The sequence below is a fragment of the Streptomyces sp. NPDC058674 genome (assembly GCF_042716505.1).
Taxonomy (GTDB): domain Bacteria; phylum Actinomycetota; class Actinomycetes; order Streptomycetales; family Streptomycetaceae; genus Streptomyces.
Window position 1 is genome coordinate 1 of record NZ_JBHXSC010000085.1, and the last position, 26,236, is coordinate 26,236.

Annotated in this window: 24 protein-coding genes and 1 pseudogene; 3 read left to right on the forward strand and 22 right to left on the reverse strand. The window is 73.8% G+C overall.

Features of this window, described 5'->3' with window-relative positions; all coding sequences use genetic code 11:
- Positions 1 to 91: 91 nt before the first annotated feature.
- Positions 92 to 1,519, reverse strand: coding sequence for a M64 family metallopeptidase (locus ACFWU6_RS30110; RefSeq protein WP_383984175.1), 1,428 nt, complete (start codon positions 1,517 to 1,519; stop codon positions 92 to 94).
- Between the two features lie 139 nt (positions 1,520 to 1,658).
- Between ACFWU6_RS30110 and ACFWU6_RS30115 the strand changes: the two genes are divergently transcribed.
- On the forward strand, positions 1,659 to 3,038 hold the full coding sequence (locus ACFWU6_RS30115; protein ID WP_383805205.1) for a tetratricopeptide repeat protein: 1,380 nt from the start codon (positions 1,659 to 1,661) through the stop codon (positions 3,036 to 3,038).
- Here the strand turns inward: ACFWU6_RS30115 and ACFWU6_RS30120 are convergent.
- Together ACFWU6_RS30120 and ACFWU6_RS30125 are read right to left on the reverse strand one after the other, a co-directional pair.
- Positions 3,001 to 4,524 (reverse strand): MFS transporter, encoded by a 1,524-nt coding sequence (locus ACFWU6_RS30120; protein ID WP_383805207.1) that lies wholly within the window; start codon positions 4,522 to 4,524, stop codon positions 3,001 to 3,003. The two genes, ACFWU6_RS30115 and ACFWU6_RS30120, sit on opposite strands and share 38 nt — an antisense overlap.
- A 43-nt stretch (positions 4,525 to 4,567) precedes the next feature.
- Positions 4,568 to 5,161, reverse strand: a complete 594-nt coding sequence (locus ACFWU6_RS30125; RefSeq protein ID WP_383984177.1) for a TetR/AcrR family transcriptional regulator — start codon at positions 5,159 to 5,161, stop codon at positions 4,568 to 4,570.
- A gap of 151 nt (positions 5,162 to 5,312) precedes the next feature.
- Here ACFWU6_RS30125 and ACFWU6_RS30130 point away from each other — a divergent pair, with 151 nt between their 5' ends.
- Both ACFWU6_RS30130 and ACFWU6_RS30135 read left to right on the forward strand, forming a co-directional pair.
- Positions 5,313 to 5,654: a DUF5713 family protein gene (locus tag ACFWU6_RS30130; RefSeq protein WP_383805211.1), complete on the forward strand. Its 342-nt coding sequence runs from the start codon at positions 5,313 to 5,315 to the stop codon at positions 5,652 to 5,654.
- A gap of 146 nt (positions 5,655 to 5,800) precedes the next feature.
- Positions 5,801 to 6,313: a DUF6328 family protein gene (locus tag ACFWU6_RS30135; RefSeq protein WP_383984180.1), complete on the forward strand. Its 513-nt coding sequence runs from the start codon at positions 5,801 to 5,803 to the stop codon at positions 6,311 to 6,313.
- A gap of 42 nt (positions 6,314 to 6,355) precedes the next feature.
- Here the strand turns inward: ACFWU6_RS30135 and ACFWU6_RS30140 are convergent, their stop codons facing one another.
- The 19 genes and pseudogenes from ACFWU6_RS30140 to ACFWU6_RS30230 all read right to left on the reverse strand — a co-directional run.
- Positions 6,356 to 6,598, reverse strand: coding sequence for a DUF6158 family protein (locus tag ACFWU6_RS30140; RefSeq protein ID WP_383805214.1), 243 nt, complete (start codon positions 6,596 to 6,598; stop codon positions 6,356 to 6,358).
- A gap of 131 nt (positions 6,599 to 6,729) precedes the next feature.
- On the reverse strand, positions 6,730 to 7,791 hold the full coding sequence (gene hypE / locus ACFWU6_RS30145) for a hydrogenase expression/formation protein HypE (RefSeq protein WP_383984183.1): 1,062 nt from the start codon (positions 7,789 to 7,791) through the stop codon (positions 6,730 to 6,732).
- Positions 7,784 to 8,929 (reverse strand): hydrogenase formation protein HypD, encoded by a 1,146-nt coding sequence (hypD, locus tag ACFWU6_RS30150; protein WP_383805218.1) that lies wholly within the window; start codon positions 8,927 to 8,929, stop codon positions 7,784 to 7,786. The genes hypE and hypD overlap by 8 nt, the downstream gene beginning before the upstream one ends.
- The gene (locus ACFWU6_RS30155) at positions 8,926 to 9,261 is read right to left on the reverse strand and encodes a HypC/HybG/HupF family hydrogenase formation chaperone (protein WP_383805220.1); all 336 of its coding nucleotides are present in this window, start codon (positions 9,259 to 9,261) and stop codon (positions 8,926 to 8,928) included. Before ACFWU6_RS30155 ends, hypD begins: the two co-directional genes overlap by 4 nt.
- Positions 9,230 to 11,677 (reverse strand): carbamoyltransferase HypF, encoded by a 2,448-nt coding sequence (hypF, locus tag ACFWU6_RS30160; protein ID WP_383984186.1) that lies wholly within the window; start codon positions 11,675 to 11,677, stop codon positions 9,230 to 9,232. The genes ACFWU6_RS30155 and hypF overlap by 32 nt, the downstream gene beginning before the upstream one ends.
- The gene (gene hypB / locus ACFWU6_RS30165) at positions 11,677 to 12,624 is read right to left on the reverse strand and encodes a hydrogenase nickel incorporation protein HypB (protein WP_383984189.1); all 948 of its coding nucleotides are present in this window, start codon (positions 12,622 to 12,624) and stop codon (positions 11,677 to 11,679) included. The genes hypF and hypB overlap by 1 nt, the downstream gene beginning before the upstream one ends.
- A gap of 3 nt (positions 12,625 to 12,627) precedes the next feature.
- The gene (gene hypA, locus ACFWU6_RS30170; protein ID WP_383984192.1) at positions 12,628 to 13,023 is read right to left on the reverse strand and encodes a hydrogenase maturation nickel metallochaperone HypA; all 396 of its coding nucleotides are present in this window, start codon (positions 13,021 to 13,023) and stop codon (positions 12,628 to 12,630) included.
- 112 nt (positions 13,024 to 13,135) lie between these two features.
- On the reverse strand, positions 13,136 to 13,246 hold the full coding sequence (locus ACFWU6_RS30175; protein WP_383805228.1) for a DUF6893 family small protein: 111 nt from the start codon (positions 13,244 to 13,246) through the stop codon (positions 13,136 to 13,138).
- A complete protein-coding gene (locus ACFWU6_RS30180; protein ID WP_383805230.1) occupies positions 13,243 to 13,779 on the reverse strand; it encodes a hydrogenase maturation protease in 537 nt (178 codons plus the stop codon). The genes ACFWU6_RS30175 and ACFWU6_RS30180 overlap by 4 nt, the downstream gene beginning before the upstream one ends.
- A complete protein-coding gene (locus tag ACFWU6_RS30185) occupies positions 13,776 to 15,218 on the reverse strand; it encodes a hypothetical protein (RefSeq protein ID WP_383984195.1) in 1,443 nt (480 codons plus the stop codon). Before ACFWU6_RS30185 ends, ACFWU6_RS30180 begins: the two co-directional genes overlap by 4 nt.
- The gene (locus ACFWU6_RS30190; RefSeq protein WP_383984198.1) at positions 15,215 to 15,916 is read right to left on the reverse strand and encodes a DUF6084 family protein; all 702 of its coding nucleotides are present in this window, start codon (positions 15,914 to 15,916) and stop codon (positions 15,215 to 15,217) included. The genes ACFWU6_RS30185 and ACFWU6_RS30190 overlap by 4 nt, the downstream gene beginning before the upstream one ends.
- The gene (locus ACFWU6_RS30195) at positions 15,913 to 16,581 is read right to left on the reverse strand and encodes a DUF5947 family protein (protein ID WP_383805236.1); all 669 of its coding nucleotides are present in this window, start codon (positions 16,579 to 16,581) and stop codon (positions 15,913 to 15,915) included. The genes ACFWU6_RS30190 and ACFWU6_RS30195 overlap by 4 nt, the downstream gene beginning before the upstream one ends.
- The gene (locus ACFWU6_RS30200; protein ID WP_383805238.1) at positions 16,578 to 17,102 is read right to left on the reverse strand and encodes a hypothetical protein; all 525 of its coding nucleotides are present in this window, start codon (positions 17,100 to 17,102) and stop codon (positions 16,578 to 16,580) included. Before ACFWU6_RS30200 ends, ACFWU6_RS30195 begins: the two co-directional genes overlap by 4 nt.
- Positions 17,099 to 18,883: a nickel-dependent hydrogenase large subunit gene (locus tag ACFWU6_RS30205; protein WP_383805240.1), complete on the reverse strand. Its 1,785-nt coding sequence runs from the start codon at positions 18,881 to 18,883 to the stop codon at positions 17,099 to 17,101. Before ACFWU6_RS30205 ends, ACFWU6_RS30200 begins: the two co-directional genes overlap by 4 nt.
- Positions 18,884 to 19,011: 128 nt before the next feature.
- Positions 19,012 to 20,067 (reverse strand): hydrogenase expression protein HypE, encoded by a 1,056-nt coding sequence (locus ACFWU6_RS30210; RefSeq protein WP_383813042.1) that lies wholly within the window; start codon positions 20,065 to 20,067, stop codon positions 19,012 to 19,014.
- Between the two features lie 89 nt (positions 20,068 to 20,156).
- The gene (locus tag ACFWU6_RS30215) at positions 20,157 to 21,926 is read right to left on the reverse strand and encodes an enoyl-CoA hydratase-related protein (protein ID WP_383984201.1); all 1,770 of its coding nucleotides are present in this window, start codon (positions 21,924 to 21,926) and stop codon (positions 20,157 to 20,159) included.
- Positions 21,927 to 22,126: 200 nt separating this feature from the next.
- Positions 22,127 to 23,800: a thiopeptide-type bacteriocin biosynthesis protein gene (locus ACFWU6_RS30220; protein WP_383984204.1), complete on the reverse strand. Its 1,674-nt coding sequence runs from the start codon at positions 23,798 to 23,800 to the stop codon at positions 22,127 to 22,129.
- Between the two features lie 55 nt (positions 23,801 to 23,855).
- Positions 23,856 to 25,799 (reverse strand): TOMM precursor leader peptide-binding protein, encoded by a 1,944-nt coding sequence (locus tag ACFWU6_RS30225; RefSeq protein ID WP_383984207.1) that lies wholly within the window; start codon positions 25,797 to 25,799, stop codon positions 23,856 to 23,858.
- Positions 25,796 to 26,236: pseudogene (locus tag ACFWU6_RS30230) on the reverse strand (hypothetical protein); the annotation flags it as partial. The pseudogene ACFWU6_RS30230 and the gene ACFWU6_RS30225, both read right to left, overlap by 4 nt.

Here is a 26,236-nt window from a genome sequence, read left to right on the forward strand (position 1 = left end):
ACGTCCACATACCCCGCACAACGGGCACGGCAGCGTCCAGAAAGGCGAAGCCGACGACCCCACGCCCCCGCCGCACAGGTTAAAGATCAAGCTAGAGGCGTACGGACCATGTGGCCGTCGACCTGAGGGTGCGGGCGATCTCCGGATTCCGGACTGACGGCGTCCGGTCCTCGGCCGTGGCGGTGAGCCGGTGCGTGCGCGCGTCGAACAGCCGCAGGTCCGCCACCCGCACCTCGGTCCGGCCTTCGAGGCGCTTCAGCTCCCGGCCGTCCAGGTACCACCGGACCACGAGCCGGCGGCCGTCGGCGCCGGCCAGCCGGGGGACGGCCGCCCTCGCGGTGTGGCGGATCCGCAGGGTGCGGTCGGTGGGGGTGAGCGGGGTGAGGATGCGCGCGTGCTGATAGAAGCCGGCGATCATCGATTCGACGCCGGGAAGGTTGAAGGGCTTGCCGAGGACCCGCATGAGCGAGTTGTCCGTGGGCCGGTACAGCCCGGCGACGAAGTAGCCGCCGCCCTCGTACGCTCCGACCGCGCCGCCGTCCGGTGACGGCTCGCCGAGCCAGCGGTACCACTTGGCGCGCTGCGCGGCCATGCGGTCGGCGGGCAGGGTGGTGCTGTTGGAGTCGGCCGGTTCTGGTCCGGTGTACGTCTCGTACCCGGGGACGCCCGGGTAGAAGTACTCGTCGGCGAGCTTGCCGAGGGAGTGGCCGGTCTCGTGGATGGCGACCTGCCCGGACTTGGCGTGGTCCGCCGATGCGGTGGATATGCCCTCGTAGCCGAGGGTGGCGCTGCGCTCGTTGTAGCCCGCGCCGCCGTATTTGGCGCTGTTGGCGAGGACGATGACGAGGTCGGCCTCCGGGACCTTCGCCACGTACGCGTCCACCTTGGGCTGATCGATGCAGAGCAGCCGTTCGATGTCCTCGCACCAGAAGTACGAGCCCAGCGCCGTGTCGCGGACGGCGGCCGGGTCGGGGTCGCCGGAGACGCCCGAATCGCGGGAGACCGCGTCGACCGTCCACACGTTGAAGAGGTTCCGGTAGGTGGTGTACGGCTCGACGGCCGTCACCTCGGCCCACTTCTCCTGGGCGTCTGTGCGGAACTTCGCCAGCTCGGCCGCCGTGTAGCCGTCACCGACGACGACCACGTCGAGGCGGTCGGCGGTGGGGCCGTTGTCGATCAGCTTGGTGACGCCTCCGTCGGCCGACCGCTCGGCCGCCGAGAGGTGACCCGCGGACCCGCCCCGGCCGCCGGCCGGTACGCGGACGCGGCCCGAACCGGCTTCGCCGCCGTTTTCCGGCCCCGGTATCTCGACCTCCACCCGGGACTCCGCAGGCGGGTCGGCCGGTCCGCCGGCCGCTCCGACCGCGCCGGCGGGCCCGGTGGCGAGCAGTACGGCGGCGACGCAGGCCGCCGCGACGGCCGTCCCCGAGCGCCCGGCGCGGCGCGCGGCGGAACGCGCGGCGGAACGCGCGGCGGAACGCGCGGCGGAACGCGTGGCGAATCGTCTGACTGGGTCCATGAAGTCCTCACCGGGCAAGGGGAGTTAACCATCGGCTTAAGCATGCTGAATCAGCTGCTTAAACTAGGCGGCGCGCAGGAGCTGCGCAATGCCCTGCTCCCCCTGAATACTGGGGAGTTCGAGCACCCTGGGGGATGCCATGGACGAACCGACCACGATCGGCAGCCGGGTTCAGCGCATGCGGACCGAGCTCGGTCTGACACAGCGGCAGTTGGCGGAGCCGTCCTACACCCACGCCTACATCTCCACCCTGGAGGCGGGCAAGGTGCGCCCCTCCGAGACCGCGCTGCGCTTCCTCGCCGGACGCCTGGGCACCTCGTACGAGGAACTGACCACCGGCCATCCCGCCCACCTGGCCACCGAGCTGCGCCTGGCCCTCACCGACGCCCAGCAGACACTCACCGCCGGCGACGCCGGCGAGGCCGCCGACCGCTACCGCAGGCTGCTCGCCGACGCGGAGCGCCTGGAACTCGCCCCCGAACGGGCCGAGGCGCTGCTCGGGCTCGGCGACTGCGCCCTGGAGTCGGGCGAACTCTCCGATGCCGCGAGCCGTTTCGAGGCCGCCGAGCGGCTGCTCGCGGCGGAGCCGCTCCCCCGCCGGGCGCGCGCGATCCGCGGCCGGGCCGTCGCGCACCTGCTCGCCGGTGAGCTGCGCTACGCCTGCTACCTGCTGGAGTCGGCGATCGACGAGCTGAGCACGAGCGGGCTGGGCGACCCCGAGGCGCTGGTGCTGCTCTACGCCGCCGTCATCGGGCCGTACATCGACATGGGCGCCCATGCCCGCGCCGCGCACGCCGCCGAGCTCGCTCTCGCGCTGGCCCCGCGCGTGGCGGACCCTGCGCTGGTGGCGGGGATGCACCGGCAGGTCGCCCGGACCTTCCTGGCCGAGGGGCGGGTGGCCGACGCGGACGCCTCCCTGGCCAAGGCCCAGGAGATCTACGGGCAGCTGCGGCTGCGCACGGACCTCGCGCACTGCCATTGGATGCGCGGTTACGTCCAGGCCCAGGACGGCGATCTCGTCGCGGCGGAGCGGGAGTTGCGCACCGCCCGGGACATGCTCTCCGCGCGCCGCGCCGCGCTGTACACCGCGCAGGTGGAGGTGGAGCTGGCGGACGTGCTGCGCCGGCTCGGCCGCCACGACGAGGCCGCCGGGCTGCTCTCGGCGCTGCTGGAGCTGGGCGAGCGCCACGGCGCCGTCCACGCGGGCGGGGCGCACAGGCTCCTCGGCCTGATGGCCGAGGAGCGCGGTGAGGCAGAGGCCGCCGAGGAGCACTACGTACGGGCGCTGGCGCTGCTGGAGCGCAGCGGGGCCACCGGCGACCTGGCCGACCTGTGCCGGCTCCTGGGTGATCTCTTGCGGCGTACGGGTCGGACGGAGGCGGCGCTGGACGCCTACCGCACGGGCCTGGGCCACCGGGCTGCCCCCGGGACCACGACCCTCGGCCCGGCGCCGGCCGCGCCGGCGTTCGGGACGGCTCCGCTCAGTGGTTCTCGGTGGGCTGGAGGTCCCGCGGAATGAGCGACCAGGTGGTGGCCGCGGCGGCCATCGCGAGGGCTCCGGCCATCAGGAACGCCGGGGTGATCGCCAGGGTGTAGGCGTGCGAGGCGGTGTCCAGCAGCGCCTGGCCCACGGCGCCGCCGAGGCGTTCGGCGGTGTGGGCGGCCTCGCCGACGGAATCACGGACCGCGGCGGTGCTGGGGCCGTCCAGGCCGAGGGCGGGCAGGTTGCCCCGGTAGAGGGCGGCCGCGGTGGAGCCCAGGATGGCGACGCCCATGGCCGAGCCGAGTTCGTAGCAGGTCTCCTCGATGGCGGCGGCGCTGGACACCTCGTCCGCGGGGGCGGCCGAGACCAGGGTGACCGAGGCCACGGTGGTGGCGAGGCCGGCGCCCAGGCCCATGACGGTCAGGGCGACCGCGAAGGCCGGGTAGCCGAGGTCGGTGAACTGCTGGAAGGTCCAGGGCAGGGCCATGCCGGCCGCCAGGACCACCAGTGCGGCGCCGAGCACGTGGCGGATGGCGAAGCGCTGCATCAGGGCGGGGGCGACCATCGACGCGCAGATCAGTGCGAGCGGGGCCGGGAGCAGGCGCAGTCCGGCCTCCAGCGGGGTGTAGCCCTGACCGTACTGGAACCACTGCGTGACGAGGAAGAGGATCGCGCCCATGCCCACCATCGGCAGGAAGATCGCGGTGGCGGCGACGCTGAACGCGGGTTTGGCGAACAGCCTCACCTGGAGCAGCGGGTTGTCCAGGCGCAGTTGGCGGCGGACGAAGACGGTCAGCGCGAGCGCGGCCAGGAGCAGCAGGGCCCAGGGCGCCGGGTCGGCGATACCGCTCTTGCCGAGCTGTTTGATGCCGCCCGCGAGGGCGAGCATGCCGACGATGGACTGGCCCACGCCCCACCAGTCCCATGCGCCGGCGCTGCGCGGGGAGCGGGACTCGGGGAGGTAGCGCACTCCGGCCGCGACGATGACGGCGGCGACGGGGAGGTTGAGCAGGAAGGCGGAGTGCCAGCCGTAGTCCTGGACGAGGAGGCCGCCGACGACCGGGCCGAAGGCCATGCCGCCGCCGAAGACGGCCGCCCAGACGGCCAGGGCGAAGGCGCGCTCCTTGGCGTCGGTGAAGACGCTGCGCAGGATCGACAGGGTGGACGGCATGATGGCGGCGCCGCCGACGCCGAGCAGGGCGCGGGCCGCGATCACGTGCCAGGCCTCGGTGGAGAAGACGGCGATCAGCGAGGCCGCGGAGAAGATGCCGAAGCCCGCCATGAGCAGGCGCTTGCGGCCCCAGCGGTCACCGAGCGCGCCCGCGGTGACGAGCAGGCCGGACAGGGCGAGGGCGTAGACGTCGATGATCCACAGCTGCTGGACGGCGCCCGGCTGGAGATCGCCGACGAGGGACGGGAAGGCCACGTTGAGGATCGTGGTGTCCATGGAGATCAGCAGGAGGCTGCCGGAGAGGATCGCCAGGACGATCCACCGGCGGGGGTCCTGCAGGGGGGTGTGCATGGGGTTCCGTTCTGGGGTCGCGCACGGGGTGGAGCGGGTGGCTTCAGGGCGCCGGCGGCGCCGGGTGCGGTGCGGTCGGCGGTACGGCGGGCCGGGCGCCGGCCAGGAAGGACGTGGTGACCAGCCGGCCGATGTCGCGTGGGGCCAGGTGCCCGTCGCGCACGCCCTCGGCGGCGGCGTCGAGCAGCCCCCAGAGCGAGTACCAGATCCAGTACGGCGGCAGGTCGCCCCGCAGCCGCCCCAGCCGCTGGCCCAGGGCCAGGAAGGCCAGGGCGCGCCGGTCCTGGCGGTCCACTCCCGCCCGGAAGGCGGGGTCCGCGAGGACGGTGGCGTCCCGCGTGGTGAAGCCGTAGAGGTGTGCGGCCGGGAGCAGGGCGACGACGAGCTCCTCCAGGGCGGCGTCGAAGGCGGCCCCGTCGGCGCCGTCCGGAAGGTCGACCGGGGCCAGACACCCGTCGACCACGTGGATCGCCCGGACCGCCACGGCCTTCAGCAGGGCTTCGCGGGTCGCGTAGCGCCGGCTGAGCGTCGCCCGGCTGGTCCCGATGCCCGCCGCGATCTGAACCATCGACGCACTGTGGTCGCCGGCCAGGACGCGCGCGGCGCCGTCCAGCAGCTCTTCTTCTCGCACCATCATGAGCCTCCTTCGTACCGAACGATACAAACTTGTCTCACCTGATGCAAACTCTTTCGGTCGAGGGACCTGTCAGAGGTGTCAGAGGGGTGGTGCATGATCGGCGCATCAGTTCTCGCGGGCACCAGTTCTCGCGGACAGAGGGGGAGGCGCCATGCCGATCACGAACCAGCAGGTGGCGGGGTACGGATTTCTCAGGCAGCTGTTCGAGGACGCGTACTACCCCGACCACGTCGTGGACCGGGGCCGGTCGATCCTGCTGCGGCTGTGCGAGCGGATCGAGGCCGAGCGACCGGCGGACCTGCCGGCGCTGTACGCGCTCACCCGAGCCGCCACGCAGGAGTTCAACCTGCTGGAGGCGGAGTTCGAGGCGGCCGGGAGCGAGATCGAGACGGTCGCCCGGGAGGAGATCGCCGAGGACTTCGGCTTCGTCGCGTCGGCCTACGGGTTCCCGGATGCGGACGTGGAGGAGCTGATCGCCACCCGGGAGTGGTGAGCGACACCCCCGGCGGACACGGACGCCGCTCCCCTGAGCAGGGTGAACAGGCCGAGCCCGCCCAGGTGCAGGGCGGTGGCCCGGAATGATCGCGCCGTGTCCGGGTAGGCGCCGGGACACACACATCCTCGGGGAGGGAGCAGTTCATGAGGCAGGGCGCGAGAGACGACCGGGCGGACGACGTTCCGGGCGACGGCCGGAGCGAGACCGCGGCGGAGCGCGCGGACCGGCAGTGGCAGGAGCTGGTGCAGGAGATACGCGTCGCGCAGACCGGCGTACAGATCCTCTTCGGCTTCCTGCTGACCGTCGTCTTCACCCCGCACTTCCACGGGCTCTCGCAGACGGACAAGACGCTCTACATCGTCACGGTGATCCTCGGATCGATGGCCACGGGCGCCCTCATAGGGCCGGTGGCCTTCCACCGCATCGTCTCGGGACGCCGGATCAAGCCCGAGGCCGTCGCCTGGGCGTCCCGGCTCACCTTCGTCGGCATCGTGCTGCTGCTGGCCACGCTGACGTCCGCGCTCCTGCTCATCCTGCGCGTCGCCACCCACGACGGGATCGTGCCGTGGATCGTCGCCGGCGTCCTGGCGTGGTATCTGGTGTGCTGGTTCGCGCTGCCGCTGTGGGCGAGGACGCGCTACACCACCGAAGGCTGACGGCGGCGAGCGGCGCGGCCGTGCCGGGCCGAAAGGGCCGGCCTACTCCTCACCGGACCGGGCCCGCGCGCCCGAGCGGGTGCGGCCGGGGGTCGGGGCACGCTCGGGGTGGCGGCGCAGGTACTCCTGCTCCAGCTCGTTCATCCGCTGCGTGTGCGTGGCCAGGGCGTCGTCCGACCCGTGCAGCAGGGTTTCGTGGCGCGTGCGGTGGATGGCCTCCAGCTCCTTGAGGAGCCGGCCCTCCTCCAGTTTCCGCGCCGAGGGACCGCCGTCGTGCTCCGCCATGGCGTGCACCTCCTCATGATGACCAGCGTAGGGCCCTTCACCCCGCTCCCGCCTGTCCGGGAGCGGGGTGCTCCTGTCTCCGCGACGCCTCCGCGATGCCTCTGCGTCATCTCCGCATACGTCCCGGCGGCTCAGCAGATGCGCGGCAGCTGCTCCCCGATCGGGAGGTCGACCACCCGGGTGCCGCCGAGGCCGGTACGGGCCACGACGAGCCCGGGGTGCGCCTCCACCGCTTCGCCGATGACGCGCGCGTGGCGGCCGAGCGGGTGGGCGCGCATGGCGTCGAGGACGGCATCGGCGTGTTCGCGGGGGACGAAGGCGACGAGCTTGCCCTCGTTGGCCACGTAGAGCGGATCGAGACCGAGGATCGCACACGCGTTCGCCACGGCGGCGGGGACCGGGACGCTGCCCTCGTTGATGACGACGCCGGTGCCCGAGGCGGCCGCGATCTCGTTGAGGGAGGCCGCCAGACCGCCCCGGGTGGGATCGCGCAGGACGTGCAGGTCCGGGGTGACGGCGAGCATGCTGCGGACGAGGCCGCCGAGCGCCGCGCAGTCGCTCTCGACGTCCACGCCGAACTCCAGGCCTTCGCGCACGCTCATGATGGCCACGCCGTGCAGGCCGATCTCGCCGCTGACGATGACCACGTCGCCCGGGACGACCCGCTGCGCGCGCAGGTCCACGCCCTCGGGGATGAGCCCTATCCCCGCGGTGTTGACGTAGATGCCGTCGCCGTGACCCGCTTCGACCACCTTGGTGTCACCGGTCACCACTTCCACGCCTGCGGCCCGTGCCGCGGCGCCCAGGGCCTCGGCCACGCGCGCCACGACGGAGATCTCGACACCCTCCTCCAGGATGAACCCGCAGGACAGGTACGCGGCCTGGGCCCCGCTCATGGCCAGGTCGTTGACGGTGCCGTTCACCGCCAGGTCGCCGATGCTGCCGCCGGGGAAGAACAGCGGCCGTACCACGTAGGAGTCGGTGGAGAAGGCCAGCCGGGCACCGCCCAGGGTGACGGCCGCGGAGTCCCCGAGTCCGGCGAGCACCTCACCGCCGAACGCGGGGGCGAAGAGGTGCTCGACGAGCTCGGCCGAGAGCGCACCGCCGCCCCCGTGCCCCATCACCACGCGGGGACGGTCCCGCAGCGGGGCCGGGCAGCTCCAGCCGGTGATGTCGAGTGCGGTGTCAGACAACGGGGCTCGCCTCCCGAGGTGCGGCGGTCCCGGCCTGCGGGACCGGGGTCAGTTCCAGACGCCGGTACAGGTAGTAGGCCGCGCACGCGCCCTCACTGGAGACCATCGTGGCGCCGAGCGGGTTGCGCGGGGTGCACAGGGTGCCGAAGGCCTCGCACTCGTGCGGCTTGAGCAGGCCCTGGAGCACCTCACCGCTACGGCACTCGGCGGGCTCCACGGTGTTGATGCCGGTCACCGAGAAGCGGTGCTCGGCGTCATAGGCGCGGTACCGCTCGGAGAGCCGCCAGCCGCTGTCGGGGATGACCCCGATGCCCCGCCAGGCGCGGTCGGTCACCTCGAAGACGTCCTCCAGCATGGCGAGGGCGGCCGGGTTCCCCTCCGGGCGCACGGCGCGCGCGTAGGCGTTGTCGACGGTGTGCTCGCCGCGTTCGAGTTGGTGCACGGCCCGGCGTACGCCTTCCAGGATGTCGAGCGGCTCGAATCCCGTCACCACGATCGGGACGCGGTGGCGCTCGGCGAGCGCGGGGTACTCCCCCGTCCCCATCACACTGCACACGTGGCCGGCGGCGAGGAAGCCCTGGACCCGGCAGCTGGGCGACCGCATGATCGCCTCGATGGCCGGAGGCACCCGGACGTGGGAGACGAGCAGGCTGAAGTTGGCGATGCCCAGCTTCTTCGCCTGGTACACCGTCATGGCGTTGGGCGGCGCCGTGGTCTCGAAGCCGATGCCGAAGAACACCACCTGGCGCTGCGGGTTCTGCTGCGCGATCTTCAGCGCGTCGAGCGGTGAGTAGACGACGCGTACGTCGCCTCCCTCGCTGCGCACCTGGAACAGGTCGCGGCCGGTGCCGGGGACGCGCAGCATGTCGCCGAACGAGCAGAAGATCACGCCGGGCCGGGAGGCGATCTCCAGCGCCTTGTCGATGACCTCCAACGGGGTGACACACACCGGGCAGCCGGGCCCGTGAATCAACTCAACCTGTTCGGGCAGGAGTTGGTCGATGCCGTGCCGGATGATGGTGTGGGTCTGCCCCCCGCACACCTCCATCAGGGCCCAGGGGCGGGTCACGGTGGCGTGGATGTCGTCGAGCAGCCGGCGGGCGAGCCCGGGATCCTGGAACTCTTCGATGTACTTCACTGGCGGGCTTCCTCCTGCGGTGCTTGCGGGCTCGGTTCGTCGGCGAAGGGCCAGTCGCCACCGCCGGCTTGCGCGGCCGCCTCCCACGGGTCGCCGAACTCCTCCTGCAACATCCCCAGTTGCGCGAAGAGTTCGAGGGTCTGCTTGGCCGACTCCTCGTCCAGGCGCTGGAGGGCGAACCCCACGTGGACGATGGCGTACTCGCCCACCTGGAGGTCGGGGAGGTACTCCAGGCACACTTCCTTCTGCACGCCGCCGAAGTCGACGGTGGCCATCCGGGTTCCGTCCTTCTCCCCGATGTCAAGCACTCGGCCGGGTACCGCCAGGCACATGGGCTTCTCCTTGCTGTGGGTGGTGTTCCGTGGCGTGGACGGCGGCGGCCACCATGAGCTGGCCCAGGGACAGTCCGCCGTCGCCGGGCGGGATCCGGCTGTGCCGCAGGACGGTGAAGCCGTCCGCGCGCAGGGTGCGGGCGCAGGTGGAGGAGAGCAGCGTGTTGGCGAAGACCCCGCCGGTCAGGGCGACGGTGTCCAGACCGTGCCGCTCGCGGGCGAGACGGCAGAGTGAGACGACGAGGTCGCCGACGCCGCTGTGGAAGCGGGCGGCGATCACCGCGGGGGACGTACCGGCGCGTACGTCGGCAGCCGCCGCGGCGAGGACGGGAGCCGGGTCGGCGGTGACCGGCCCGGTGCCGCCGGCCGCGGGGGCGTGCAGCGCGAAGGCGTAGCCGGGGCCCGGTGCGGGCGCGACTGCGGGGACGGCCGGGGGAACGGCCCCGGCCGCGGCTTCGCCGGTCGATTCGGCCGCGGTTGCGCCGAGGGCGGCGGCTTCCAGCTCGACCGCGGCCTGGGCCTCGTATCCGGCGACCTGGCAGACGCCCGCCAGGGAGGAGACGGCGTCGAAGAGCCGGCCCATGCTGGAGGTGGGGGCGCAGTTCAGGTTCCGCTCCAGCTGCGTTCGCAGCACGCGCAGTTCATCGGGCGGACAGGCATCGACGCAGGGCAGGCCGGCGGTCCAGTCGAGTCCTGCCGCGCGCAGATGGGACAGGGCCATCCGGTACGGGCGGTGCACGGCGGCGTCGCCGCCCGGCAGCGGGACGTACGCGAGGTGCGCGAAGCGCGTGTAGCCGGCGTAGTCGGCGAGGAGGAACTCACCGCCCCAGACGGCGCCGTCGTCCCCGTAGCCGGTGCCGTCGAAGGCGACACCGATGACCGGCCGGGCGCCGTCGAGGCCGTGTTCGGCCATGGCGGAGGCGATGTGCGCGTGGTGGTGCTGGACGCCCGCCAGCGGGCGGCCGCCGGCGGAGCGGCGGGCCCACTGGCCCGAGCGGTAGCCGGGATGCCGGTCGGCGGCGAGGAGGCCGGGGGTGACGCCGGTGATCGACTCCAGCTGGAGCTCGGCCCGTTCGAAGGCGTACTGGGTGGCGAGGTCGGCCATGTCGCCGATGTGCGCCGAGAGCCAGGCCCGGCGCCCCTCACCGAGGCAGAAGGTGTTCTTCAGATCGCCTCCGACGGCCAGGGCCGGGGTGACCGGCAGCGGGAGCGCGATCGGCAGGGGGGCGTATCCGCGCGAGCGCCGCAGGACCAGCGGCTCGCCGTCGCAGACCCGCACGACGGAGTCGTCGCACGGCACGTGGATGGGGCGGTCGTGGGCGAGCCAGGCGTCGGCGAGGCCCGCGAGCCGGTCCAGCGCCTCCGCGTCGTCGGTGACGATGGGTTCGCCGGAGAGGTTCCCGCTGGTCATGACGAGCAGGCGGGGGCCGGGCGGATCGCCGGGCAGCCCGAGCAGCAGGTGGTGCAGCGGGGTGTACGGGAGCATCACTCCGAGGTCGGGGCAGCGCGGGGCGACCTCCTCGGGCAGGACGTCCGGGGCGTCGGCCCGGCGGCGCAGCAGCACGATGGGCCGTACTCCCCCGCTGAGCAGGTCGCGCTCCACCGGGCCGATGTGCACGAGGTGTTCGACGTCGGCGGGGTCCCGGGCCATGAGGGCGAACGGTTTGTCGCCGCGGGCCTTGCGGCGGCGCAGCTCGGCCACGGCTCCGGCGTGGCCGGCGTCGCAGGCGAGGTGGTAGCCGCCGAGCCCCTTGACGGCGAGGACCGCCCCGGCGGCCAGCAGGCGCCGGGCCTCGGCCAGCGGGTCCATGGCGGGCACCTCGCGGGGAGGGTGTCCGGCGAGGAGCCGCAGCCGGGGCCCGCAGTCCGGGCAGGCGACCGGCTGCGCGTGGAACCGCCGGTCGGATGGGTCGGCGTACTCGCGGGAGCAGTCGGGGCACATCGGGAAGCGGACCATGGTGGTGTGGGCGCGGTCGTACGGCAGCCCGGTCACGATGGTGAAGCGGGGCCCGCAGTGGGTGCAGGTGATGAAGGGGTGGCGGTGGCGGCGGTCGGCCGGGTCCCGCAGCTCGGCGAGGCAGTCGGCGCAGGTGGCCACGTCCGGGGAGACCAGGGTGCGGGCCGGTCCGCCGGTCCGGGAGGCGACGATGGTGAAGCCGGCGCCGCCCGCGAGGGGGACCTCGTGGTGGTCGACGCTGTCCACGACGGCAAGCGGGGGCGCGTCCGCCGCGAGCCGGTCGCAGAACTGCGACACGGCCGCGGCGGCGCCCTCGACCTCGGCGACCACGCCTTCGGGGGTGTTGGTGACGTGCCCGGCGAGGCCGAGACCGGTGGCACGGGTGTACACGTACGGCCGGAAGCCGACGCCCTGTACCACTCCGGTGACGGTGACCCGGCGTCGCTGGACCGCCTCCATCAGCGGGTCTGCGCAGGGGCGGCCGGAGGTGCCTGCGGGAGCGCGGCCGGATCGGACGGCAGGTGGCCGCGGGCGCTGCCGCTGCCGTTTACGTGCGGAGGCGTGTGCGTGTGGCCGTGGTCCCGGTCCTCCCCGTGGTCGTGGCCGTGGTCCCGACCGTCGGCGTGATCGTGATCGTCGCCGTCGGGGTGGTCGTGGGTGTGGCCCGGCCCGTGGTCGTGCCCGTACCCGTGGTCGTGCCCCCGTCCCCCCTCCGCCTGCCGCTGCGCCATCACCGGGGCGTGCACCGCCGCCCCCGCGCCGACCGCCAGTACGCGGTCGAGCAGGATGCCCGCACCCACGCCCGTGCGAGCGGAGGTGAGCACGACCTCCACGCCCGGGTTGACCTGCTGGACGTTGGCCCGGAAGGCCTCCTCGTCGAATGCGACGGCCCCGGCGATGTCGGCCTTGGTGACCACCACGAGGTGGGCGAGCCCGAAGGCGGTCGGGTACTTCAGCGGTTTGTCCTCGCCCTCGGTGACCGAGGCGAGCACCACGCGCAGCGTTTCCCCGAGGTCGTAGGAGGCCGGACAGACCAGATTGCCGACGTTCTCCACGAACAGCAGCCGGGTGTCCGCGGGGAGCCAGCCGTCCAGGTGCCGGCGGAGCATCGCGGCCTCCAGGTGGCAGAGCCCGTCGGTGAGCACCTGCTTGACGGGTACGCCCGAACGCGCCAGCCGCACCGCGTCGTTCTCGGTGGCGAGGTCGGCGGTGAGCGCGGCGACCGCGATCCCCCGCTCGCGGGCGAGCAGCAGTTCGTGCTCCAGCAGGGCCGTCTTGCCGCTGCCCGGACTGGACAGCAGGTTCACCGCAACGGTCGCGCGGGCGGCGAGTTCGGCGCGCAGGGCGTGCGCCGCCCCGTCGTTCTTGGCGAGTACCGCCTGCCGTAGATCGACCACTCGGCACATGGTTCAGGCCTCCTCGGGGATCGGTTCGCGGTGGGGCGCGGGGCCGGGTCCGTCCTCCCAGCGCACGCCTGCGATCTGGAGCTCGCGGCCCGACAGCAGTTCGACGGCGGTGGCACCGCCACAGCCGGGGCAGCACAGGTCGGGGGGCACGCCGACCGGCCATTCGCGCGTACAGGAACCGCAGCGGGCGCGGGCCGCCACCTTCTGCGCGGTGAGTTCGGCTCCTTCGAGCAGCGTCCCGGCACAGGCCAGTTCGAAGCAGAAGGACAGTGCGTCGGGGACGACTCCGGCCAGCTCGCCGACCTGGAGCCGGACCTCGGTGACGGCGGTGGCCCCAGCGGCCTGGGCTGCTTCTTCCACCTGGCCCACGACGGCCATGGCGATCGACATCTCGTGCATCGGACTCCGTCCTGCCGGGGCCATTACACCGGCAGGACGGTGGCGCGGCGGGCGGGCACGCCGACGCGCACCGCGCCCCGTACGCCATTCGGGCGCCCGTTCCTGCGCAGGGTCACATGCTGCGCATGCGCAGGTAGCGCCGGATGTCCGGGAGGATCTGCGTCAGCACGGCGACGAGGGCGGCGAGCGTCGCGCCGCCGATGAAGGCCTGGGTCTTCTTCACGGGGTTCTCCTCAGTTCACGTCGGGACCGGTCGTCTTCTTCCTCGGGGTTCCGTTCCCGTCGGAGCAGGTCGAGCAGCATGCGTACGGCCTCCGGCACGGCGGCGGCCACCGGTTCGCTGAGGCCGATGCCCTCCTCGGTGGAGGCCGGTTCGCAGCCGACGACGAACGTCCGCCGGGGCGGGGTGGAGCCCGTACCGGCGCACAGGGTGCCGAGCAGGGCGAGCACCGCGTCGGGGGACATGTGGTGGCCGTCGAGGACGGCGCCGCCCGGTTCGACGGGTCCGGCCCGGTCCGCCTCGATGAGGTACAGGGTGCCCGGTTCGCCGCCGCGGGCGGCGGCGTCGACCAGGACGAGCGTGTCGTAGCCGTCGAGGAGCTGGTAGGCGAGGTGGACGCCGCGGACGCCGAAGTCCACGACCTCGACGCCGTCGGGCAGCGGGTGCGCCGACAGGGCCCGTACGGCCTCGACGCCGAAGCCGTCGTCGCCGAGGAACACGTTCCCGATGCCGGCGACCAGGGTGGGGCCGCTCACTCGTCCTCCAGGGGGGTGACCTCGTCGGGCTGGAAGTAGAGGTACCGGCCCTGTTCGCGGCGGATGTCGGCGCCCGGATCGCCCTCCACGGTGACGGCGAGGTGCACGCCGCCGTCGACGTCGTGCAGCACCGCCTCGACGCGTGCGGCGCGCCCCTGGAGGAAGAGGTCCTGGGCGTCGGTGCGGCGCAGTCCCGGTCGCAGGAGTACGCGGCTGCCCGCGCCCACCGAGACCCCGTCGACGGGGATACGGTCGCGGACCGGGTCGGCGGGGTCCGCGCGGGCCGGGTCCCACCAGGGGGTGTCCGGCTTGAACACCCCTCCCCCGCTGAGGACTTCGCCGGGTCCGGGAAGGTCCGCGAGCTCGACCAGGTCCAGGGACGGGTCGGGTCCGGTGATCTCGCGGAGCCCGCGGACGGCTCCGTGCAGTCGTTCCAGCACCTCGGGCGGCATGGAGTCGGCGAGCTCGATCACGGCGGCGGCGCGGGCGTCCGTGCCGCGGGCCTCGCGCTTCTCCTGGTCGGTGAGGGCCGAGGTGCGCAGGGCGAGGATCTCGTCGATCTCGGTGGAGTCGTACATGGCGCCGGCGCTCTCGGGGGCGATGGCGGGGTGGTCCTCCAGGATGATCGGGGAGGACAGGACCACGTCGGCGCTGCCCGGTGCGCCCGCCAGGACGGGCCAGGTGTGCCGGTTCACGCAGCCGGCGACGGCTCCCTTGGCCCATTCGGGCGGGTCCGTCATGGACAGGAAGGAGCCCGCGTCCAGGCCCAGCAGGAGGTGTGCGGCCACCAGTGACAGGGGCAGCGCGGCGTCGCGGTCGGCCGTGCCGGGCCGCGGGGTCCACGGGCTGGTGTTCTCGACCACGGCGGTGAGCCGCACCACCCGGTAGGGGCCGTCCACTTCGGTGGTGTGCAGCCGGAGCACTCCCTCGATCTCCTCGGTGCGCCGCACGAGGCGGCCCAGGCACCGGCCGTCGGGGCCCAGGACCGGCTCGCTCTCCTCGCGGGCGGGGCGGCGGAAGGGGAGGACGGTCCCCGCACCGGCCAGCTCGGCCGTCTTCACGGTCAGTTCGATCCGCTCCTCGGCGCCCTCGTCCCAGGGGACGAGCACCCGGTCGTCGAGGTGCAGTTCGGCGACGTCCGTGAAACCGCCGCCGTCGAGGGCCTGTTGGACGGTACGGCGCTGCGCGTGCAGGAAGCGGAGCTCCACGGCGAGGGTCGCCCCGCCCTTCGGTTCCATCAGGATCTGCGTCTGCTGGAGGGAGTGCTCCTCTTGGGCGGGCCCCCAGGCCGGCGGCACCAGGACGCCGAACTGCCAGCGCAGCCGGTTCTTGGCGGCGGAGGCCCGGTACGGGTAGAGGACGTACCCCTCGAAGAGGACCGCGTCGGCCACCTGCCGGGCGGTGTCGAAGCGGGACCGCGGCGCGGTCGTGGTGGTCATGGCGCGGTCCTCTCGGTGGCACGGGGCGCGGTGGCGCCCAACCGCAGGGGGGCCGACGGCGGTTGCGCGACCACCGCGGCGTCGAGCAGGGCCCGTACGGTCGCCTCCCAGGAGGCGAGGGCGTGCCGGGAGCGGAAGGCGAGCAGGTCGGCCATGGTGTCGCGGGGCAGGCGCAGCCAGCCGCACCCGGGGAAGTGCTGCTCGACCATCTCCCGCCAGACGGGCACGGGCATCCGGTACGAGGCTTCGCGGTCCCAGGGCACGGGCTCGACGCGGAAGCCGCCGGCGCCGGTGAAGGCGGTGCCCGAGAACAGCATCAGCAGGGGGACCTCGCCTTCCTCGAGGGCGCTGAAGTAGCGGCTCGCGGCGATGTCCATGTCGTAGGTGCAGGGCACCACGAGGTCGGTCTCGGTCTCGCCGGTGAAGCTGGGCACCATCGCGGTGACGTGGGCGAACTGGACCGGCTGGAGGGTGGTGCCCCAGCGGGAGCGCTCGCCGAACAGGTCGGCGAGGCCCTCGGCTTCGGCGGGGCCGTAGCCGCGCCGCGCCGGTTCGATGCGGATCTGGCAGCGCAGGGCGAGGGCGTGCACCCGGTCCTGCGGGTCGGCGGCGGTGATCCTCAGCCGGAAGACCAGGGTGGGGCCGGCGGCGTAGGCGTCGGCGCGGACGCCGGTGCAGGTGAAGGTGAGGTCGGTCATGGCAGCCGGACTCCCCCGGTGGTGTCCGCCGGCACCTTGGACCGGCGGGCGACCTCCTCGAAGAAGGTCCGCAACGCGGCCCGGGCCTCGGCGCCGCCGTCGAAGCCCTGCCACAACAGCCGCATCCTGCCGACGAGTTCGTAGCAGATGTCGATCGGGACCAGATGGCAGGTGGTGTGTCCGTCCGTGCGGTGCAGGAGCAGGGCCTCGACGTCGGGTTCGAGCAGGGCGGCGAGCCGGCTGGTGCCGAGGACGCTCTGCCAGGTCTGCGGGTCGAGTTCGCTCTCGGTGGCTCCGGCCGGGCTCGGGTAGAGCGCGACCAGCCGGTCGAGCGAGGCGTTGCGGAAGAAGAACGCGACGCCGACCGGGATCTGGAGGAGTTCCCAGGCCCCGTCGTCGAGCGGGTGGTCCGGATCGGTGAGGTAGCGGTCCGGGACGGCGCGGTAGCGCCCGGTGGCGGCGCCCGGCCGGTCGAACAGCAGGGCGCAGGCGGTGCACGCGCACACCAGGGCGCGCTGCTCCGTCTCCACCAGGTGGCGGTGGCCGTCCTCGGGGACGTTCACGCCGCACAGTTCGCAGCGCTCGGGGCGGGGCGGGCGCGGGCCCGTGAAGCGGCGGAGCCCGCGCGGTCCGCCCGTGCGCAGGGGGGTCGGCTGCCCGTTCACGGCACCTGCGCCGGGGTGGGAGGGCGGGTGGAGATCTGGAGCAGGGCGGGCTGCGGGGCCTCGGCCGGCGCCAGCTCCACCCTGGTGACCTCGGGTGCGAAGCAGGCCAGGGCGTCCTCGACGGCCTGCGGGACGGCGGGGTCCGTACTGCCGCAGCCGCAGCCGCTCCCGGCGGCCCGGGGGCGCAGCCGCAGGACGCCGCTGTCCTCGTCGAAGCCGACCGGTTCGAGGGGGTCGGGGGTGGTGTCGAGGGCGCGGGCGATCCGGGTGTGGACGTCCTCGGGGTTGAGGTGGTGCAGGGTGAGGAGGCTCGCGACGAGTTCGTCGTCGAGCAGCCCGGCGAGCGGCTCCTGGCCGATGCGCTCGGTGATGCGGGCCAGGCCCGCGCCGTAGAAGTCCATGAGGACGCGGACCAGTTCCTCGGCGGCGGCGCACACCTCGCGGTCGCCGGTGGCGGCGAGCCGCTCCAGGACCTCCTCGACCCGCTGCCCGGCCTGCCGGGCGTCGACGGCGGCGCTCATCCGCCCAGTCCGCTCAGGCCGGTGGGGACGTGCATCTGCTTGACCGTCTTCCCGGGGCCGACGTACATGTGGACTCCGCAGGGCAGGCAGGGGTCGAAGCTGCGGACGGCGCGCATGATGTCGATGCCCTTGAAGTTCTCCGGGGTGTTCTCCTCGAAGATCGGGGTGTTCTGGACGGCGTCCTCGTAGGGGCCGGGGGTGCCGAAGGTGTCGCGGGTGGAGGCGTTCCACGGGGTCGGCGGGTAGGGGTGGTAGTTGGCGATCTTGCCGTCGCGGATCACCATGTGGTGCGAGAGGACGCCGCGGACGGCCTCGGTGAAGCCGACCCCGAGCCCCTCGTCCGGGACCTCGAACTTCTCCCAGGTCTGGGTGCGTCCGGCGCGGACCTCGGCGAGGCCCTTCTCCGCGCAGTGCAGTGCGATGGCGGCGGCGTACGCCTGGAAGTACGTGCGGGCGCGGTTGCGCTCCAGCGCGTTGCTCCACTTCGGGATCTGCCACTCGAAGCGGGTCTCGGGCTTGGTCATGGTGCGCGGCAGGGTGATGACGACGCTGTGGCCGGTGGCCTGGACGTAGTCGGTGTGGACGAGCCCGGACAGGGCGGTGGACCACAGGCGGGCGAGGGGGCCGCCGCCGGTGTCGAGGGCGAGGTGGTCCTTGCCGTCGAACCAGCGCGGTGACATCACCCAGCTGTACTTGTCGTCGAAGTTCCGCTTCTGCGGGGCGGGGATGGTGTGCTGGTTCCACGGGTGGCGGGGGTCGACCGGGTTGCCGAGCGGGTCGTGGGTGACGAACTGCTCCTGGCCCTGCCAGTCGTCGTAGTACGAGCTGCCGAGCAGGATGCGGATGCCGAGGTTGATCTCGGTGAGGTCGTTGGTGACCAGCTTGCCGTCCACCACCACGCCCGGGGTGACGAACATCTTCCGTCCCCAGTCGGTCATGTTGGCGTACGTGAAGTCGCAGTGCTCGGGGTCGTTGAGCGCGCCCCAGCAGCCGAGCAGCACGCGGCGCCGGCCGACCTCCTCGTAGCCGGGCAGCGCCTCGTAGAAGAAGTCGAAGAGGTCGTCGTGGAGCGGGACGACGCGCTTCATGAACTCGCAGTACCGCATGAGGCGGCTCATGTAGTCAGTGAAGAGCTGGACGGAGGCGATGGTGCCGACGCCGCCCGGGTAGAGCGTGGAGGGGTGCACGTGGCGCCCCTCCATCAGACAGAACATCTCCCGGGTGTAGCGGCTGACCTGGAGCGCCTCGCGGTAGAACTCGCCCTCGAGCGGGTTGAGGGAGCGCATGATGTCGGCGATGGTCTTGTAGCCGTGCTCGCCGGCGTGCGGGGCCGGGGTGCGCTCGGCGAGGTCGAGGACGCCCGGGTTGGTCTCGCGGACCATCTTCTCGCAGTAGTCGACCCCCACCAGGTTCTCCTGGAAGATGTTGTGGTCGAACATGTACTCCGCCGACTCGCCGAGGTTGATGATCCACTCGGCGAGGTGGGGGGGCTTCACCCCGTAGGCCATGTTCTGGGCGTAGACGGAGCAGGTGGCGTGGTTGTCACCGCAGATTCCGCAGATGCGGCTGGTGATGAAGTGCGCGTCGCGGGGGTCCTTACCGCGCATGAAGACGCTGTAGCCGCGGAAGACCGAGGAGGTGCTGTAGCACTCCGCGACCCGCTTCTGCTTGAAGTCGATCTTCGTGTGGATGCCGAGGCTGCCCACGATCCGGGTGATCGGATCCCAGGCCATCTCCACCAGGCCGCTGCCGTCTCCGGCTTCCTTCGTCTTCGGTGCCATCGTGTCTGCCGTGACCCTTCTTCAGTGCGGGAGGGGGTGCGTGAGGGGACGGCCCGCCGGTCGGACCGGACCGCGGGAGCGGGGGCGGTCCGACCGGCGGGACGCCTGCCGGGTGCGGACGGGGCGGGTCACCAGGGCGGGCGGTAGCCCGTGGTCAGCTTCTCGCCGGTGCGGCGCCACTTGGGCTCCTGGTCCACGGTGTGCGCGGTGATGGCGCGGAGCTTGCGGACGACGGCCCCGTACGCCCCGCTCGCGGCGCTGGACACCTTGCCGCCGGGGGGCTCGTCCATGAAGGGCATGAACTTGTCGGGGAAGCCGGGCATCGTGCAGGCGATGCAGATGCCGCCGACGTTCGGACAGCCGCCGATGCCGTTCATCCAGCCGCGCTTGGGGACGTTGCACTTGACGACCGGCCCCCAGCAGCCCAGCTTGACCAGGCATTTCGGGGAGTCGTAGGTGTGCGCGAACTGGCCCTGCTCGTAGTAGCCGGCGCGGTCGCAGCCCTCGTGGACGGTCGCGCCGAACAGCCAGGTCGGGCGCAGTTTGTCGTCGAGCGGGATCATCGGGGCCGAGCCGGCCGCCTGGTAGAGCAGGTAGGTGAGGGTCTCGGAGAAGTTGTCCGGCTGGATCGGGCAGCCCGGGACGCACACGATCGGGATGCCGGCCTTGGACTTCCAGTCCCAGCCCAGGTAGTCGGGCACGCCCATGGCGCCGGTCGGGTTGCCCTCCATCGCGTGGATGCCGCCGTACGTGGCGCAGGTGCCGATGGCGACGACGGCGAGGGCCTTGGGCGCCAGCCGGTCGAGCCACTCGCTGGTGGTGATGGGCTGGCCGGTCTCCGGGTCGTCGCCGAAGCCGCACCAGTAGCCCTCGGGCTTGATGCTCTCGTTGGGGATGGACCCTTCGACGACCAGGACGAAGGGGTCGATCTCCCCCCGCTCACCCTTGAAGAACCACTCGATGAAGGTGTCCGCGCCGCCGATCGGTCCGCACTCGAAGTCGATCAGCGGCCAGTGCACGGCGATCTTGGGGAGGCCGGGCAGCACGCCCATCACGATCTCTTCGATGCTGGGCTGCATCGCCGCCGTCAGGGAGACGGAGTCGCCGTCGCAGCTCAGCCCCGCGTTGATCCAGAGGATGTGGATCGGGGGGTCTTCCACCGGGGCCGGCGTTGCTGCGTTCATGGGGTTCCTCCTCGGGGAGGGGGTCAGGAGCGTTTCGGGGAGGTGCGGGGAGGGTCCGGGCGGTTCGGCGCTCGGCCCCACCCTTCTTGCTAACAGCCCGGGGCCTCCCGTGCTCCGTCATGTACGGCCGTTCCGGTGACGCGGCGCTGCCGGGTGGGCAGCGGGGCGGTGTGCCGGCCGGGCACGGCGCGGGCGAGGTGGGGCGGGGTGGCCGCCGGGGTCTCCTTGCGGACGAAGGCCCGCCGCAGGGCGTGGTAGGGGGCGGCCGGGTCGTCGAAGGCCTCGCGCATCAGGGCCAGCTCCGCGTCGCGGTACGCGGCCAGTGGCCGCTGGGCCTCGTCCCGCTCGCGCCGCGCCTTCTTGGCGGCGATCCGGGAGGGGGTGGCGGGCAGGACGGCCAGGCGCGAGGCGAGTCGCGCCGTCTCGCCGGCGAAGGTCCCGGGAGCACAGGGGACCGTACGGTCGATCAGGCCGAGCCGCAGTGCGGCCTCCGCGCTCAGCGGCAGGGCCTCGCCGGTCAGGCGCTCGGCGACGCCGTTGCCGACGCGCCGGGGCAGGGTGTACGTCCAGTACTCGGAGCCGGTCAGGCCCATGAGGCGGTAGTGCGGGTTGAGCACCGCGCCCGAACGGCACCAGACCTCGTCGGCCGCGAGGGCGAGCATGGCCCCGCCCGCGGCGGCGTTCCCGCCGAGGGCGGCGACGACGAGCCGGTCGGTGGTGGTGAGGACGGCCTCGACGAGGTCGTCGATGGCGTTGATGTTGGCCCAGGACTCCGCGGCCGGGTCGGCGGCCGCCTCGATGACCCCCAGGTGGATGCCGTTGGAGAAGAAGTCGCGGCCCCCGCCGAGGACCAGGACGGACGTGGGGCGGGCGCAGGCGGCCCGGTAGGCGTCCAGCAGGCGCCGGCAGTGCGCCGTGCTCATCGCCCCGCCGGGGAAGGAGAAGGACAGGAAGCCCACCGGTCCCTCCTCGCGGTAGCCGATGTCGGTCCAGGTCGCCCGGCGCGGGTCGGTGTGGCGCGGGGCCGGGTGCTCGCGCAGCGGGGGCAGCAGCCCGGCGAGCGCGGTGGTGGCGGGGAGCCTGGGGGTGGCCGGCCCGCCCGGGGTGCGGGGGGCCCGCAGCTCGGGGATCCAGACGGCGCCGTCGACGGTGGCCCGGCAGACGGCGCCCGCCCGGGTGGCGAGGAGCTCTCCGGGACGGCCGCGCAGCCGGGCCTCGGGGTGGCCGCCGTGCAGGTGCCATGCGGAGCCGAGCAGTTCGTCCCGCACACCGGGCTGCGAGTCGGCGCCGCGCAGGGCGCGCAGCACGCGTTCGGTGGAGTCCGCCTCCCAGTCGATGCGGCGGTTCTCCTGGCGCATCGCGGGGCGCACGGTGCCGGCCGGTTGCGGGACGGGGGTGTAGGTGCCGGAGGCGAAGCGGTCGACGGCGAGCAGTACGGCCCGCAGGGCGGCGTCCGCGATCTCGCCGCGGTACAGGTCGCTCTTGCCGACCGGCGGGACGGAGCACTCCGCGGTGGCCCAGACGGGTCCGGCGTCCATGTCCGCCTCGGCCTGCAGGACGGTGACGCCCCAGCGGGTGGCCTGGTCGCGGATGGCCCAGTCGAGGCTGGACGGCCCCCGGTCGCCGACCGGGCCCGGGTGGACGATCAGGCAGGTGCGGGCGGCCCAGACCTCCTCGGGGATGGCGGTCCGCAGCATCGGTGCGATCACCAGGTCGGGCTGGTGGCGGGCGACGGCGTCGGCCAGCGGGGTGTGCGGCAGGGCCAGCTCCACCGCCACGCTGTGGCCGTGGTCGCGCAGCTCCGCGTGGACCCGCTGGGTGAGGCTGTTGAACGCGCTCGCGACGAGCAGGACGTGCACGTGGTCTCCAGCGGCGATCCGGAGCCGCGGCGCGCTGGGGCGCCCCGGCTGGTCGTGACCGGAGCATGACCGGCCGCCTGAGATGGTCGAGGACGCCGCCGGTGCGGCGCCCGGCGCCGAGCGGTGGTGTCACCCGAAAGCGCTGCTGCCGGGGGCCACTCGGCCGCAGGCGGGCAGCCGCAGGCGGGCGGCCTGCGGGGTCATCGCGTCGCGCGGCGCCCGAGTGGGAGCAGGTACTGCAGCGGCTGCTGGAGGTCGTCCAGGCCGAGGAGTTCGTGGGCGAGGTCGTCGTGGAAGCCGCCCAGCGGGGTGCCCCCCAGGCCCAGGGCCGTGGCCGTGAGGAGCAGGGTCTGGGTGAGGTGGCCCGTCTCCAGCAGCGCCAGGCGCAGGGCGCGCAGTCCGTAGCGGTGGCGCAGGGCGAGGTCCGCGTAGACGGCCGCGACCACGGGGACCGCGTCGATGCCGATCCAGTCCGGGTCCGTCGCCGGACGGGACAGGTAGGTGGACAGCGCCTTGATCTCGGCCGTGGTCGGCGCCGGGCCGACGCGGCGCAGCGTCCGCCGCTCGGGAACGCAGTCGTAGGTGCCCGCCGGGATGCCCGCCACGTCGAGGACCAGCAGCCGCACCCGGGCGCTGTACAGGGCTCCGGCGCTCGGATAGGGGCGGTGGGCCGCGGTCCGGGTCGAGCCGTCGGCGAGGAGCTGTCCGGTGCTGTCCGTCTCGGCCAGTGCGTGCCACAGCAGCGAGCCCAGGGTCGCGGCGTCGAGCGGCCCCCCGAGGGCGCCGCGCACCGAGTGCCGGTCGGCCAGTACGGTGCCCAGCGCGACCGGTGGCAGCGGGTCGGCCGGCAGGGGGGTCTCGGGCCCGGCCGGCCGGGCCCGGGGCGGCTGCGGACGCGGCGCCGCGTCCTCGTTGCGGCCGATCTGGAACTTGCTCCGTTCGAGGTACTGCACGTCGGGCGCGGTGTGCCCGGCGGGGAAGAAGGCCGGCGGTTCGTCCGTCTCCAGCAGGGTGCGGGCGGCGAGCCGGCACACGGCCCGCTCCTCGTCGGGGGTGACGCCCAGCCGGTTGAACAGCATGTGGAGCTGGGAGGCCCAGACCCAGGCCCGCTCGTCGTCGCCCATCGCCTCCCCCGCCCCTGCCGCTCCCCCGGCGCGCAGCCGTTCGTCGGCCTCGCGGACCTGGCGCGCCCAGCGGCCGGTCCAAGGCGCCGCGGTGTCCGCGTCGAGGCGCTGTCCGAGGTCCTGCGCGCGCCGGGTGAGGGCTTCGCGCTGCGCCGCGTAGACGGTGTTGACCCGCGTGTGCACGGACGCCCCCGGGAGCAGCTCCGTGTCGGTGACCCAGCGCCAGCCTGCCGCGTGACGGCGCAGCCAGCGGGCCGCGGTGAGCCGGTCCATCGCGAGTCCGTGCGCGGTCGCGTGGGCCAGGTCGGCCGCGAGCGTCAGCCGCGCCCCGGCCTTCCCGCCCTGCAGGGCCCGCAGGGCCTCCGTCGCGACCTGCGTGGAGGCGGCGAAGACCTCCTCGGCGACCGGCAGCGCCCGGGCCCCGCCGTAGCGGTGCGTCTCGGGTACGTACTCCACGGCGCGGACCTCTCCGTGCCGGGTCGGCCAGGGCCCCGGCACCCGGGGCACCGCCCCGGCCGACCGGGCCAGCTCCCGGGGCAGTTCGGCGGCGGCCGCCGCGCTGAGGCCGCTGACCCTGAACCGCAGGTGGGGACCGCCCTCTCCGTACCGGATGAAGAACCACCGCGCGTCCGCCTCCGCCGCCACCAGGCCGTCCAGGAGCGGAGCCGCGGACCGCACCAGGAACGCGTCGGTGTCCTCGGTGCCGGAGTGCAGGAAGAGGTGGTGGCCGTGCCAGGTGCGCGTCGTCACATCGGCTCCTCGTGGTGGGTCCGCGGCCCTCGCGGGCCGTGCGGGATCGGCGGGGTCAGGGGAAGGGGTGCGGGTGGAGCGCGAGGTCCTCGTGGCGCAGGGGCGCCTGAGTGCGGCCCAGCCGGTACGGCACCTCAAGCAGCCGGGGCAGGCCCCGGGTCCGGCGGTTGACGTGCCCGAAGGTCATGGGGAGCGAGCCGGGTACGACGACCTTCACGCAGTGCAGGCCGAGCCGGTCGCGCGCTCCCGGCTCGCTCTGGTCGACCGCGATCACCTCCAGGCCGGACCGGGCCAGCCGCTCCACGGTGGCCCGGAGCAGTGCGCTGAGGTCGGCCACCGGTTCGGGCGCTCCCGGCCAGGCCTCCGCGACCGGTACGCACGGTGTGTCGGCGAAGAGGAACTCCAGGCGCGGGCCCGCCTCGGGAAGGGCGTTCAGCCCCACGTGGTCGTCCAGGGTCAGCACCAGTTCCGGGCGGTCCAGCATCGGTCGCAGCCGCCGCGGGTCGCGCGGGCCGTCCTCGGCGAGCGAGCGGTGCGCCGACTCCAGCACGTTGGTGACGACCTCGGCGACCGCGGAGCGGATCGCGGCGCGCGGGTCGTGGTGGGCCCCGGCCGCCAGGAACATCCGCGGCGCGTCCGGGTGGGCGCCCTCGTAGCGGCAGACGGCCACGACGGCCGGGACGGCGAGGTCGTTCGTCGCGTCGAGCAGGACCAGCCGGTAGCCGACGGCGGCCGCGCGGTCGGCCAGCAGCGCGGTGGTGAGGTCCTCCGGCGGCGGCTCGACGCGGCGCAGGGGCGTGGCCGCGTACCACGCCATCAGGAAGGCGTCGCGCTCGGCCACCTCGAACAGGCCGTACAGCGCGGCCTCTTCGGGGCTGTTGCCCAGACCGCAGCCGTTGGAGGACTCGTACACCACGCGCGGCCGGCCGGCGCCGGGCACGTCCCAGTACGCGACGTGCTCGGGGACGGCGGTCGTCCGCTGCCGGGTGAGCGACCAGGCGTGCACCCACTCCAGCTCCAGGTCCGGCGCGTACGGGACGGTCGGCGACGCCGGGTGCCCGTGGAAGGCGGGATCGGGAAGGCCGAGCCGTTCCGGGTCGACGGCGCGGCCGGGGCCCAGGTCGGCGAAGGAGGCGCGCAGCACGGTGCGGCGGCCGGTGGGCCGCATCCCCGCGTACCGTTCGACGCTCTCGAACAGCGCGATCCGCTCGCTGTCGGCGAAGTCGCCGGCCCGGCCGTACCCGCCGTCGTCGGCGAGCCGGCCGTCGGTGACCAGCGCGGTGGTCAGGCAGAACGCCGAGTCCTCGGAACGCACCAGTCGGCGCACGGGGCCGAACCGCTCGTCGTGCAGGGCTTCCCGCAACCGGTCCGGTGTGGTCCGGGGATTGGGGGCGCGCAGTACGGAGGGGTCGGGGAGGGGACGGGCCTCGGCGGGAAGCGGGGAGGTGCCGGAGGCGGAGTCCGCCGGCAGGGGGCGGCACACGGCGCAGCCGCCCACCGGGCGGATGCGGTGGGTGGACCACGTACCGCGCCCCTGGTGCACGACGTGGACGACGGCGCTCTCCGGGTCGGTCGCCGCCGGAGCGTCGCCCCGCGGTGGCTCCGCGCCGTCGAGCAGGTCCCGTACGAGGACGCCCAGGGACTCCGCCAGCGCGGGGGCCGGCACGCCGGCCAGCGCCAGTTTCGGACTCTGCCACGGCACCCGGCCGCCCGCGGTGGCGAGCCGCTGGTACTCGGCGCAGCACAGGCAGGCCGCCGCGCCGGGCCGCAGCACCGGCCCGACCAGCGCGAGCGGTCCGTCGAAGCGCACCGGGACCAAGGTCACCGGGTGGCCGAGGGCGTGGCGGCTCAGTTCCTCGGCGGTCCCGAGCGTCCACTCCTCCAGCAGGACCACGGCCGGGCCGGCGACGGCGTCCGCGGCGGATCGTGCGTCGAGCACCTGCACGGGCAGGGCGCCGAGCGGGCCGCGCCCGGTCGGGTCCGTCGGGGGCGCGGTCATCGTGCGCCCCCTCGGGTGGACAGCACGGTGAACCCGAACGCCCGCAGACGGTGCGCGAGTTCCCGGTCCCCGGTCCCTGCCCCTGCCCCTGCCGCGACGGGGGCGGCATCGGCATCGGCATCGGCATCGCAGTCGGCACAGGCACCGGCACAGGGACAGGTACCGGCACGGTCAGGTGCCGTTGCCGTCAGGCGGCGCAGGGCGTCCTGCAACTCGGCCTCGCGCCCGGCCAGGTCGGCGAGCCAGCGGCCGGTCGATCCGAGGTCCTCCCAGGCGGCCGTCCGTCCTCCGGCGGCGGCGAGCGGGGCGGCGGCGCCGCCGGAGGACGCGGCACGGCGGGCGGGCGGCCCGGTGAGGGACGCGGCGGTCCCGGCAGACACGGCCGCGGACGGTCCCGCCACTCCCGCCACGGCGGCTACGGCGGGCACCGCCGTAGC